The sequence below is a fragment of the Mucilaginibacter sp. genome, from assembly GCF_041088075.1.
Taxonomy (GTDB): domain Bacteria; phylum Bacteroidota; class Bacteroidia; order Sphingobacteriales; family Sphingobacteriaceae; genus Mucilaginibacter_A.
On sequence record NZ_JBGCVY010000042.1, the window covers coordinates 1 to 14398 of the forward strand.

Annotated in this window: 4 protein-coding genes; 3 read left to right on the plus strand and 1 reads right to left on the minus strand. The window is 42.4% G+C overall.

What is annotated here, in order from left to right; genetic code table 11:
• Positions 1-279: 279 nt before the first annotated feature.
• Complete coding sequence (locus V5804_RS09700) at positions 280-4476, minus strand: response regulator (RefSeq protein ID WP_369591195.1); 4197 nt, start codon at positions 4474-4476, stop codon at positions 280-282.
• Positions 4477-5459: 983 nt separating this feature from the next.
• Here V5804_RS09700 and V5804_RS09705 point away from each other — a divergent pair.
• The 3 genes from V5804_RS09705 (at position 5460) to V5804_RS09715 (ending at position 14283) form a co-directional block, all read left to right on the plus strand.
• Complete coding sequence (locus V5804_RS09705; RefSeq protein WP_369591196.1) at positions 5460-8696, plus strand: SusC/RagA family TonB-linked outer membrane protein; 3237 nt, start codon at positions 5460-5462, stop codon at positions 8694-8696.
• Between the two features lie 11 nt (positions 8697-8707).
• On the plus strand, positions 8708-10402 hold the full coding sequence (locus V5804_RS09710) for a RagB/SusD family nutrient uptake outer membrane protein (RefSeq protein WP_369591197.1): 1695 nt from the start codon (positions 8708-8710) through the stop codon (positions 10400-10402).
• 509 nt (positions 10403-10911) lie between these two features.
• Positions 10912-14283 (plus strand): VCBS repeat-containing protein, encoded by a 3372-nt coding sequence (locus V5804_RS09715; RefSeq protein ID WP_369591198.1) that lies wholly within the window; start codon positions 10912-10914, stop codon positions 14281-14283.
• The last annotated feature ends 115 nt before the right edge of the window (positions 14284-14398 follow it).

Consider the following 14398-nt stretch of genomic DNA (forward strand, 5'->3'; position numbering starts at 1 on the left):
AGGAACATGGCCATTAATATATTCAGGAGGAACAGTTACCAAAACCTGGCACAGGCACAAAGGCTGGTTGCAGGCGACATTAAAACATTAAAACAATTGATAACTTAAAACAGAATGCAACAGCCCTGCTCTCGAGAGGGGAAGTACAGTTTGCTATCTTTCTGATGTTTGGAAAGGTGTCGTTGGCAGGTTCCCCTCTCGAGAGAGGGGCAAGGGGTGTGCCCTTTGATTTTTAGGTGGTAAAAGAAGCATCGGCCAAAAAAGATGCCGGAAAAAAGTTTAAGCAGTGCTGTTTCTTTTCAAAGTTTGCATAAACTCAGATGGCGACTTGCCGAACTCTTTTTTAAACACCCGCGAAAAATAAGCATGACTTTGAAGTCCGATCCGGAACGCTACTTCATTAAAAGCTACATCTTCATGGGTCATGATCTGTATGGCTTTTTTTAGGCGGATAGTTTTGATGAAATCCCCGATAGACTGGTCTGAAATACTTTTAATCTTTTGATAAAGCTTGGTGCGGCTAATGTTCAACTGGTTGCACAAAAAGTCAACATCAAGGTCTGGGTTTTGGATGTTGTCTTCAATGTTTTTCAGAAGCTTGTTCATAAATTCCTTGTCTTTTTCAGAATGCACCAGTTCGGTTGCATCGGCAAGGTAGTCCTTTGTGTATTTAAGTTTAAGTTTCTCGCCTTGCTGTAGGATGTTGTGGATGGTCAACAGCAACAAATCAATACTCAAAGGTTTTGCAAAATAATAATCTGCCCCGGATTCCATTCCTTCAAGCTTCGTGTCCAACGCGTCTTTTGCGGATAGTATCACGAACGGGATGTGGCTTGTTTCAAATTTTTCTTTTAGCAACCGGCATAACTCAATACCGTTCATTCCCGGCATCATCACATCGCTGATAATCAGATCCGGGATTTTATTGGTCGCTATTGCCAGGGCAGATTCCCCGTTCTCGGCTTCATCAATACAATAAAACTTTTCTAAGGATTGCCTTAAAAAGATGCGCAGCTCCTGGTTATCGTCAACTAATAATATATGTTTGGAGGTTTTTTCCGGCACGGGCTGCCCGTCTTCCGCTTTGTAAATGGCCGGAGGTATGATCGCAATATCCGATAGTTCCAATTGCGAGGCATTGGGTTCGCTTTCCGGTGTCAGGGTTTCGTTGGCCGTATAATTTTCTTCTCCCCAGGGAAGCGCAACAAGCAGTTCCGTCCCTTTATTTCGGTCGCTGTAAACCGAAATGTTCCCTTTGTGCAGTTGGGTAAGGCTTTTTACCAATGCCAAGCCAACACCCGAACCCAAATGGTTTTTGCCAATTTGGTAATAACGGTTAAATATGCTGCTGATGGAATCCTTTGAAATGCCGATGCCTGTATCAGAAACCAGGATGTAAATGTATTTATCTGCACGGAATTGTTCATTTGGCAAATGAAATTCATTACTAAAAGATGGTTTAAAATAATTGGGGTCAAAGAACAGTTCCAAGGTTACCTGCCCGCCTGCATTAGTGTATTTTAAGGCATTGTTCAGCAGGTTAAACAATATCTTTTCAAGTATTTGGGCATCAAAGAAGTTTGACATTGATTGGCCGCTGTCCGTTTGGGTATGGTCAATAAACTGAAGTTTAATATCCTTGCGCAAAGCAAAGTTTTGAAATTCCAGGTAGATGTTTTTACAAAATACACTTATTGCCAATTGCTGAACTTGTAGTTTGATTGCACTGTCGGCAACTTTCTTAAAATTCATCAATTCATTTATCAGGTTGATCAGTCTTTTAACATTACGGAACATCAACTGATAAGAATTATCAAGAACGGGGTTTTTATTGCCGTTGATCAGGCTTTCAAGCGGGCCAAGGATTAGCGTAAGGGGCGTACGGAATTCATGGGAAATGTTGGTGAAAAACTGCAACTGTTGCTGATAAAGTTCTTCACGTTGCCTGTGCATTTCTTCCCGCTTTTCTTCTTCCACCCCGCGCACTTCTATTTCCCTTTTAAGGCGGTGCCACCTTGCCTGGTACAAATAGATCAGCAACAGGCCTGCAAAAAACAATAGAAGATAAACGGCCTTGGCCAGGGTAGATTTCCACCAGGGGGCGGTAATTATAATCGTTGTTTCGGCAGTGCTTTTGCCCCACATCCCGTCATTGTTGGTCGCTTCGACTACAAATTTGTAGTTATTGTAGTCCAGGTTACTGTAAGCCGCGCTTGGTTTTTTTCCGTCGGTATATTTCCAGCCTTTATCAAAACCGATCAGTTTATAGCGGTACCTGCATTTTAACGGGTTGGCAAAATGCATGGCAGAAAAAAAGACCACAAAGTTGTTTTGCAGGTAGCTCAGCTTTAATGTTTTGCTATAGTTAAGGGCCTCGTCAATAAAATTTTCCGTTGAATCCGGCTGTCCGTAATGCGGTTTTAGGTTATCAATCAAAATATCGGTCAAAACAGGGCGGGCATCAATACCATTGGCCTTTATCTGGTTGGGATAGAAATAATTTAACCCGTTTATCCCTCCAAAGTAAAGTCTGCCATCTGCGCCTTTATACGAAGCGCCAACTTTAAAACTATTGCCCTGCAGGCCGTCGTTTTTGTCGTACTTGATTAGTTTTTCTGTTCGCGGGTCAAAGTATTCCAGCCCGTTTCCGCCGATCCAGATGTTTCCGGCGTTGTCTAGCTCCATACTTTCCACATCATTAAAAACCCCATAACTACTGGTGTAAGATTTGATACGGTAGGAATTATCTTTTGAACCCAAAACAAGATGGTTTAAACCGCCGCCAATTGTACCGACCCAATAAGTACTGTCATCTTGTTTGCAGATTGGGTAAGTATAATCGGAGCTTAAAGAATTGGGCTTTGAAGATGCCCTGTAATAAAAAGTTTGGCTGATGTTTCCCTGCGCATCAATAATGGCCCGCTTTAACCCATGGGTGCTGGAAATAAACAGTTGGGGCTTGGTTTTATCGGCCAAAATAAAATAGCCTTCGCCATAATACTTTACATGGTAACCATTTAGTTTGTCCTTCCAGATCACGCCAAACTTGTTTGTATGGTTGCCAAACCAGATATTCCCAAAGCAATCTTTTACTAGTGTTTCTATGGCATAAGCAGGAAACAGGTTATAGCCCGGCGGTTTCCATAATTCCTTTCTGCCCGGCTTTAACAGCTCGATACCGGCACTGCTTCCTATCCATAAATTATGGTCATTATCAAACGTTAATGATGTGATCGCATCGTTTTTTAGTTTAACGGGAGAATTGTAAGTGTTAAAGTAAGTAAATTTTTGTGTTTTTAGATTGTATAAGTTTAAGCCGTTGGCAGTAGTGCCGATCCACAAGTTTTCACCATCTTCCAAAACCGAACGGATGTGGTTGCCGGCCAATGAATTTGAAGTTTCAGGGTTATGCTGAAGCGTATAAAACAGTTTTTGGTTCAGGTCGCAATAATTAACGCCGCCGCCAAAAGTGCAGATCCACAAACATTGCGAACGGTCAATAAATACTTTGGACAAAGAATTTGAATTTAAACTGCCCTGCGAGCTTTTATTGTTTACCGTTTGGACAAAGTTCAGGTTACTGTCCAGCTTAAGTAGGTCCGAGCCTGTATTGATCCAGTAGTCAGATTGGTTGCTGGCGGCAATATCTTTTATATAAGGATAGCCAACGCAGGTAAATCGTTTAGCAACAGTTAGATTTGGATTTTTGGTTGAAATTTTTGGCAATTGCTTTTTGTTGATCAAAAACAACGTGTTTCCGGCTGCGGTCAGCAAGTTGTTTTGGTGGTCAAAATATACAAGGGACAGGTTTTGGCCGGTTATATTGGATAGGGAAATTGGTTTAAAATTTCTGTTTTGGTCAATTGTCCAAAGACCTTTGTTGCTCGATAAGTAAAGTACGCCTTTTTGATCGGCCACCATATCCGAAAACTGAACACCCAGCGGAACTTTCAACCGTTGCTCTTCAATTGAGTTCCCCTTAATCAAATACAGCTTTACCTGGCCGCCGGTAAGCCCGTACAATAAGTTTCCGGCCGGCTTAAATAATTTGTCGAAACGAAGGTTTTCTTCTTTTTTAAGATCCTTAAAATCAATGTACTTTTCTAACCTTGAATTAAAGCACTGCAGCCCGTCTTCTGTCCCGAGCCATACCATGCCGGTTTCATCAGGATAAATACAAACGATGCGGTTTTTGAAGGCATTGTTTAGCGGGGCGTTGTTGTTGTAATACTGTTTAATGGTATAACCATCGTACCTGTCTAAGCCAAAATAAGTGGCAACCCAAATAAACCCTTGTTTGTCCTGTGCGATGTCGTTTGCATCCGTGTGCGACAAGCCCTCGTCAACCGTGAGGTAATTAAATTTGTAAGGGAACGACTGGCCATAAACAGTGCCGCTTACGATAAAAATAAACAATACACAAAAAACAAAATTTTTAAAAAAGTTTGATCCGCTCAAACCCTCGTTTTGGTACATAAAACCTGTTTGCAATTGAATTGATTGATAATTGATTTAAAGACAAAGAACACAAAAATCCGCCAAATTATCCGAAAGATAAAGCATAGGAACCTCGAGGCAGGTTTAAATGCTGTTTAAATATTGCAATGCTTCTTTTACCGTATAAAAATCAGTGTTGTTAAAGTTGCTTAAACTTAATTCTCCGGTAAATGCTTCTTTTATGGCATAAAAATAAAGGACACACCCCTGGCCCCTCTCGAGAGGGGAAGCATGGCGCCTACCTTTCTAACGTTTAGAAAGGCGTCGTTTGCAGGTTCCCCTCTCGAGAGGGGCAAGGGGTGTGTTTTTTAGAAAGCATCTATAAATGAACAATGTAATGAAAGAACAAAAGTTTAAACAAATTAATTTACCAATAAACTATTTCAAAGCAAAATTTATGGGCATAAAAGAAGCATGACAAAATTTTTTAAACAGGCCCTTACTAAACGGTTGCTGTATTGAGTTGGTATGGTAAAATTGTTCGAACTTATTTTTTGTCGAAATAAGGCTATCTATCAATGGCAACCAACTCATCCCCCTAACCCATTAAAAGGGGCAATCCTGTCGCCCACCTTTATAAAGTTTAGAAATTCGGAAATAAAACAGCCTGCCTGCACAAATATGCCCTAAAGTACAAGAAATATGTATGATTTTACAAACAGTTCTACCAGGTAATTAAGGTTATTTGTCTTAACCAATTAATTCTTTTTAAGCCTAATTACATCAATTATGCCCTCTAAAGGTACTTTTGTAGCACTTCTTTTACACAGACCGCCTTTTTGTCGGGATTTTTCTATACCTTTTGCGGCAACAAAGAAACCTGTTGACCTGAAATATAAGCACCTATAATAATTTAATCAATAAACTAACCTATTAAACTCAATGTTAAATCAGAAAAGCTAAAAAAATGACAGTTACCACGATCCAACAACAATCCCATCATGCTTAATTAACATCCAATTATGAAAAAGAATTTACCTGAAAAATTTCTTGTTGTTAAACAGCCTCCATTTTATTGGGCGGCTGTTATTTTTTTATTGATTTCCGGTTCCGGCTTTGCCAAAACCACAAACGGAGACCCGGCGAAATCAGCTTACCATTTTAAAGGATCAAGCGAGGCTGCTGCCCCCATTAAAGGAAAAATCACCGACCAAACCACCGGACAAACTATTATCGGTGCAACCGTAAAAGTAAAAGGTACTTTAATTGGTGCGGTAACAGACGTGAACGGTACGTTCACCATAAATGCCCCGGGAGACGCAACCCTGGTTATAAGTTATCTTGGTTATGAAACCCGGGAAGTTGCTGTAAATGGCCGGTCGGTAGTTAACATTACCATCAAAGGTACTTCCAGCAACCTGAATGAAGTTGTTGTACTTGGTTATAACACTCAGAAAAAAACATCGGTAACAGCAGCAGTTTCTACGATTGATGCGGGGGAAGTAGCACAAAAACCAATAGTCAATTTAACCAACGGGCTCGTTGGCCGGGCTTCTGGTATCATTGCAACGCAAGGAAGCGGCGAGCCGGGTCAGGATGGTTCAGGCATATTAATCAGGGGCATATCTACCCCGGGCCGTAGCGACCCTTTGTATATTGTTGATGGTGTGCCCCGCGATTTTAGCCGCTTAGACCCTAATACAATTGCAACTTTTACCGTGCTAAAAGATGCGGCGGCAGTTGCCCCTTATGGTGTGGCCGGTGCAAACGGGGTAATATTGATCACCACAAAATCAGGAAAAACAGGTAAGCCTACCTTAAGTTACAACGGTTATTACGGCATACAAAACCCTACCAAGCTTCCCAAATTTGTTAATTCTTACCAATATGCCCTGCTTAGAAACGAAGCAGCCACAAATGACGGATCAGCACTTTTTGCTACACCCAATGATCTTGCATTATACCAAAACCATCAGGACCCGGACGGACACCCGGATGCACAACCCTTGAGAGACATTATCAAAAAGAACCGCCCAATCCAATATCATAACGTTTCCCTTTCGGGCGGAACGGACAATATCAAGTATTTCGCTGCTATCGGGTACAACCGGCAGGACGGAATGTGGGACCCCACTTATCTCACCAAATACAATGGCTCGTTCAGCTTAACTGTTAATGCCACAAAAACCACAACGGTTAACTTAAAGGTAGATGGTTATGAAGAAGACCAGCATTATCCATCATTTGGTGCAAATAGTATCATCAACCAGGCACAAAGGCAAAACCCAACCTTTCCCGTTCAATATTCTAACGGTTTAGGAGTTGGATATATAGGTCAGTCTTTGTATGGGGAAATTTATAATAGTGGTTATTCTACAAACAACAATACATCCTTGTTGAACCAGTTATCAATTGATCAAAAATTGCCGATAAAAGGTTTGAGCGTAAAAGGGACAGTAAGTTATGACAGCGGCCCGGACCCTTTAAAGTTTAGCCCAAATCAATCATCTGTAAACCGTTTTTATCGTACACCTATCCCTTTTACCAATGCAGTTGCCCCGAACAATGTTTTTGGCCCGGGAGTGGTTTATACCTATCCGATAAGTTTTCAAGGCAGTTCAAAACCGCTTTTTTCGGAGGCATACAACCAGAACCGTATGGCGACCTTTCAAGGTCAGTTAAATTATGCGGGCACTTTTGGCAAAAGTGATATTAGCGGTTCGTTGGTAGCCGAATACCGTCAGGTAAAATGGCAAAATTTTAATGCCAACAGTATAAATTATAACGTAAATATAGATGAATTAAGTTATGGCGGCCCGCTGCCAACGGATGTTACTGTTGGCGGAAGTTCCGGCGGACAAAAGCAACTGGGTTACGTTTACGTTCTGAATTATGCTTACGCAGGGAAATACTTATTTGGCGCTTCAGGACGATATGACGGCAGCTATATATTTGCGCCAGGCCATAGGTTTGGGTTTTTCCCGTCATTTTCGGCAGGATGGCGGATTTCTGAAGAGAAATTTATAAAAGATAATTTTACCTGGGTAGACAACCTAAAATTAAGAGGTTCATACGGGCAATCAGGTAATTATCCAGATATCAGAAATGTTCAACAGCAATATCAATATCTGAGCCAATTTGGAATTTATTCAAATTCTGCCGCAATCGGTGGAAGCGCAACCCAGGGGATTAGCGAGAACCTTCAGGGAAACCCTAATATCACCTGGGAAAGGGCCAATAAAACTGACGTGGGTTTAGACGGCAGTTTCTGGAGAGGGGCATTTGGCTTTGAAGTTGACTATTTTTACGAAAAACGGTCTAATTACCTGGTTAGTATTGGTGCAGTCCTGCCACCGGAATACGGTGTCAGCACCGGCCAGGTTAACGGAGGGATTATCCAAAACCATGGCATTGATTTAACGCTTACCACGTATAAAAACTTTTCTAATGGCCTTCGGCTTGATGTAAAAGGTACTTTTACGTTTGCCAAAAACAAAATACTTCAACAATTCGAAAATGCCTCAACCTATAACAACCCCAACAGAAGGATAACCGGCAGGCCATTGGGCGAACAGTTCGGGCTGAGGGCTTTAGGTTACTATACTGCAAACGATTTTGTAAACCCGACTGTCCAAAACCCAACACTAAAGTCAGGCGTGGCTGTTCCTAATTTCGGTCAGGTTCGTATAGGTGATATCAAATATGCCGATTTAAGTGGCCCTAATGGGGTGCCTGACGGCAAAGTTGACGCAAACGATATTACAGACATAGGCCACCCTTATATACCGCAAATTATATACGGGATCGAGCCGAGATTGACCTTCAAAAACTTCGACCTGGATATTTTAGTTCAGGGGTCCGGGTTAAGCAGCCTTTTGGTTGGGGATTATTTTGTCAATCCTTTCCTGGCCTCAGGCTCGGCCACTGAACTGGTTTATCAGGACCATTGGACCCCGGCTACACCCAATGCCTTATACCCAAGGATTAGTGGTACCCCAACTGCCAACAATACCCAGGCATCAAGTTGGTATATGAGAAATGATTCTTATATCCGTTTAAAAAGTGCGGAATTAGGTTATACTTTTTCAAATAAATTATTAGGCAAGTCAATCCAATCACTACGGATTTACGTAGCTGGACAAAACTTAATCAACTGGCTTCCCAAAGTAAAAGAAGTTCTTGACCCGGAAAACAACGGGAGTAATCAGAATTACTACCAGCAACAAGTATTTACTGCTGGTGTTAACTTGACATTTTAAAATTTAATAACATGAAATATAAAAATTTAAATAACAGGCATCTTTTTTTACTTGCTTTACTAATTATTGGTATTGGCTCCTGTAAAAAAGACGATTTTCTAAGTGTGGCACCTAAAGGGGTGTTAACCAGCGTTTCCACTTTTAGCTCGCAGAGCAACGCGGACCTTTTTGTCAATAATATTTATAACCGTTTGCCTGGTTTACAAGGAAGCGAAGTGCTTGACCAGTGGACAGACAATAGTGAATGCGGTGCCACATGGATGGAAGGGGTCACAAAGATCCGTAATAATGGGCTTAGCTCTGGCAACAGTACTGGTGGCCCCAGTGGTATATATGATTGGGGGACCAATTATACAAGTATAAGGGCCTGTAATTCCTTTCTTACAGATGCTGCCGCTAACAAAAATACCTATTCCGCTACCTGGTATGCACAGCGTGTTGCCGAAGTGAGGTTTTTGCGTGCTTTCTATTATTCCCAACTGTTTGTAGCTTATGGTGGTGTGCCATTGATTACTAAACCTTTAAGCAACCTGGATGGAAGCGATATATTTACGGCCAGAAGTACTGTTGAACAAACATTGGCCTTTATCGAGGCAGATTGTGACGCCGCGGCCGCAGATCTTCCGTTAAACCAGGGAACAGGGGATTTAGGTAGGGCTACGCAGGGCGCAGCATTGGCATTGAAGGGATGGGTTGAGCTTTTTTACGCAAGCCCTTTATTAAATACAAACAATGATGCTGCAAGATGGGCAAAGGCTGCGGCCACCAACCTGTCTGTAATGAATTTGGGTGTTTACAAGTTATTCAATCCTTCCGGATCAAAAACTGCTTTTAAAGATCAGTTTCTCGGCGTAAATAATTTTAACCCGGAGCAAATTTTTGTAAAAACCTACGCGCTGCCAAGTAAGGGCAGCAACAGGGAAGGTACGTTAGGCCCTGTTTTTGTTAACGGCGGACAGCAGGCCTGGGGCAATCTCCAACCAACACAGAGTTTGGTAGATGATTATGAAATGGACAACGGTAAACCAATTTCAGACCCTGCTTCGGGTTATGACCCGCAACAACCTTATGTACACCGCGAATCAAGGTTCTACCAAAGCGTTGTTTATGATGGTTCGGTTTGGCAAAATTTTGTGTGGACATCAAGGATAGGCGGCAATAACCAAATTGATTTAGGTTCAACAAGTGATGTATCCAATACCGGCTATAATGCCCGTAAAACGCTGGACGAGTCCATCCTTGGTCAAACAAGTTTGAGTACTTCACCCAGTATTGCCAATTACCAGTATTTCCGCTATGCCGAAATTTTATTAAGTTATGCTGAAGCACAAAATGAGGCTGTTGGCCCCGACGCATCTGTTTATACTGCTGTTAATTTAGTTAGGGACAGGGTTTTTCTACCGGCACTTCCGCCCGGTTTAAGCCAGGCAGATATGCGGGCGAACATCCGCCGGGAACGACGCCTGGAACTTACTTTTGAAGACAAACGCTGGAACGATATCAGAAGGTGGGACATTACCGTTAAAGGCCCGGCCGTGTTAAACAAACCAGAGTATGGTATGGTGATCACCCCGACTAACGGTACTTTGGTATATAAGCCTACTATCGTATTTCAGAATAGTTTTTCGGAGTATAAAAACTGGCTGCCAATTCCACAGGGTGTTTTACAACAAAATCCAAAACTTACCCAAAACGCTGGCTATTAACCCGGTTGTTTTTTTGGTAAAATCACACTCCTGTATTTAACGGGAGTGTGATTTTTTTTTAAAAGCATTTCCGGGCAAGTGATAAAAACGTTGTTGCAAATAGGCACCTATTTAAATTTTTATTTAATTTAGATGCTTCTTTTATCCCATAAAATTTTGACCTCGAAGTTGTTTAAACTTAATTTTCTTGATAAATGCTGCTTTTATGGCTAAAAAAGATGGAAGGATACACCCCTAACCCCTCTCGAGAGGGGAAATATGGCGCCTACCTTTTTAACGTTAGAAAGGTAGCAAGCTTTGCTTCCCCTCTAGAGGGAGGGGTTAGGGGTGTGTCCTTTATTAATCATTAAATAAATAGAATAAGTAGCACCAAAAGGTTAAACAACTTCCTGCGCAATACTTCTTTTATCCACGTCAATTTTATCGGCATAAAAGAAGTATTGTTAACAATTTTGGGCCCGACAAAAGGTTATATGAAATGTGTTTTAACAAGCTCTGCAAATAGGTTTATGCCCCATATTTTTATTGATCCTTTGGCCAAAGCAAATAGCCGTTCCACCCGAAAATTATTGGCCCTTTTGTCTGTATTGTTGCTGTCCGTGTACGGGTGTCATCGTTCCGGCCCGAACGACAAAGGCGTGGGGCAGGACAATGAGAAAACACTGTTCAGGTTACTCTCTCCCGAGCAAACCCATATTGATTTTGCCAATACCTTAACCGAAGGGTTAAACACCAACGTATTGATTTACCAGTACTTTTACAATGGTGGCGGCGTGGCCACAGGAGATTTGAACGGTGATGGTTTGCAGGACATTTATTTTACCGGCAACATGGCCGATAATAAACTGTACTTGAACCAGGGGCATATGCAGTTTAAGGATGTTACGGCAATTTCAGGTGCAGCGGGGCGGCCGGGGCCATGGAAAACAGGCGTTACCCTGGTTGACTTGAACGGCGATGGCAAGCTGGATATTTATATCTGTTATTCTGGAAAACTGCGCCTTGAAAAAAGGGTAAACCAATTGTTTATCAACCAGGGAAACGATGCCAACGGCATACCCCAGTTTAAGGATATGACGGCCGAATATGGCCTCGATTTCCCTTCTTACAGTACCCAGGCTTATTTTTTTGATTATGACCGAGACGGCGACCTCGATTTATTATTAGTAAACCATAACATTCAACGCCTCAACATCCTGGACGATATTTCTGTAAAACAGTTGTTAAGCCAGCGCGATAACCAATCTGGGATACGGTTGTTAAGGAACGACAAAGGCCATTTTCAGGATGTTTCTACGGAGGCAGGCATTGTAAACACTTCTTTATCTTATGGCCTGGCTGCCGGTATTGCAGATGTGAACGGCGACGGCTGGCCTGATATTTACATTTCCAACGATTACAGTGTGCCGGATCGGTTGTATATCAACAATGGCAAAGGAAAGTTTACCGATAAGCTTCAGCAACAGATTGGGCATACTTCATTTTATTCGATGGGCAATGATATTGCCGACATCAATAATGACGGTGCGCCAGATATTTATACGCTGGATATGCTTCCGGAGGACAATAAGCGCCAGAAATTATTGTTCGGGGCGGATAACTATGAAGCGTTTGATTTGAATATCAAGGTGGGTTTTTATTACCAATACATGCGCAACATGCTGCACCTTAACAATGGCAACAATACTTTTAGCGAGGTTGGGCAACTGGCAGGCATTTCAAATACCGACTGGAGCTGGTCGCCTTTGTTTGCCGATTATGACAACGACGGCTGGAAAGACCTTTTTGTAAGCAACGGTTATACCCGCGATTATACCAACATGGATTTTTTAAAATTTATGGGCGATAATTTGCGCGACAGAAGCGTGATGCGGCAGGACCTGCTGAACATTGTCAACAAAATGGAATCGTCGCAGGTGAAAAGTTATTTTTTTAGAAATAACGGTAATGCCACTTTTACAAACAGTAGTGCAGATTGGGGCATCAGTTTGCCGTCGAACAGTAACGGTGCGGCTTATGCAGATTTGGATAACGACGGCGACCTGGACCTTGTGGTCAACAATACTAATAAGCCAGCCTTTGTTTATGAGAACCAGGCCAACAAACAAAACGGCAACCAAAGTTTAACAGTTAACCTGAAAGGCGCTGATGGAAACACGCAGGGAATAGGCGCGAAAGTAACCATCTATTCGGGCAATAAACAGCAATACCTGGAACAAATGCCTACCCGCGGTTTCCAATCCAGCGTATCGCCGGTTTTGCATTTTGGCCTGGGAAAAGATAAACAGGTAGATTCTTTGCGCATTACCTGGCAGCGCGGCAAATCGCAATTGCTGCAAAACATCAAGGCACAACAAATTACCTTGAATGAAAAAGATGCAACTGCCATCTACACTAAAAAACAACCGGTAAAAACAGTATTCAAAGAAATACAACCGCCAATTGCTTTCAAACAAATTGATAACACCACCAATGATTTTAAGCGGCAGCCATTGATGGTCAACCCCATTTCCTTTTCCGGTTCGTGCCTGGCAAAAGGCGATGTGAACGGCGACGGGCTGGAAGATGTTTATGTTGGCGGCCACGAGGGCAAACCTGGGGAATTGTACTTGCAGCAAAAAAACTCAAAGTTCATTAATAAAACGCTTCCCTGTTTTTATGCCGATAAAAACAGTACCGATGCGGCAACCGTTTTTTTTGATGCCAACGGCGATGGCAAGCCTGACCTTTATGTTTGCTCCGGCGGCTACGCAGATTATCTGCCCAACGACCCGCTTTTGCAGGACCGGCTGTATCTGAACGACGGCAAGGGAAATTTTACCAAATCTACCAATGCGCTGCCAAAAATGTCCGGCAGCAAAAGCTGTGTAAAAGTTGCTGATCTAAACGGAGACGGGTTTCCCGATTTGTTTGTTGGCGGCCGGGTAATTCCTGGAAGGTACCCCGAAACGCCGGAAAGTTATATTTTGATCAATGATGGCAAAGGGCATTTTGCCGATGAAACAACAAAATATAATGCTTCCTTAAAAAACATCGGCATGGTAACGGATGCTGCCTGGGTGGACATGAACGGGGACAAGAAGTTGGACCTGGTGCTTGTGGGCGAATGGATGCCAATTACCGTGTTTGAAAATGCCGGCGGAAAACTAACAGAAGCAACTTACAAATATTTTGATAAAAAGTATGCAGGCTGGTGGAACTGCCTGCAGGTGAATGATATTAACCAGGACGGTCATCCTGATCTGGTTGCCGGAAATTTGGGTCTGAACACGCAATGCAAGGCAACAGACCGGGAGCCGGCAGAAATGTACTATAAAGATTTTGATGACAACGGCTCGATAGACCCGATACTTTGTTTTTACATTCAGCACAAAAGCTACCCGTATGTAACCCGGGACGAGCTGCTCGACCAGATCAGCATGATGCGGACACGTTTCCCGGATTATAAAAGTTATGCAGACGCTACCATTGACAAAGTATTTACACCCGAAGAAATGAAAGGGGCAAAGCAGCTAACCGCAAATTACTTAGCCACCGCTTGTTTTATCAGCAATGCCCAGGGGAAACTGCATCCGGTTTCATTGCCGTTACAAGCGCAATATTCACCCGTATATACCATAACATCATTGGATTATGACCACGACGGAAATGAGGACTTGTTGCTTTGCGGCAACATCAACCACGGACGGCTGCGTTTTGGTAAATACGATGCCAATTATGGCGTATTGCTTAAAGGCGATGGCAAGGGAAATTACCAGTATATCAACCAGGAGCAATCCGGTTTTAATTTGTGGGGAGATGTCAGGAATGTGCTCACAATAAATCATACATTGCTGTTTGGTATGGATGAAGGCCGGTTAAAAGCTTATAAACAACCATAAGGGCCGTTTAATTTATAGCTAAACTTGTTTAAACTTTCATTATTCATTACATCGTTCATGTACATATATTTATTAAAGGACACACCCCTTGCCCCTCTCAAGAGGGGAAGCATCG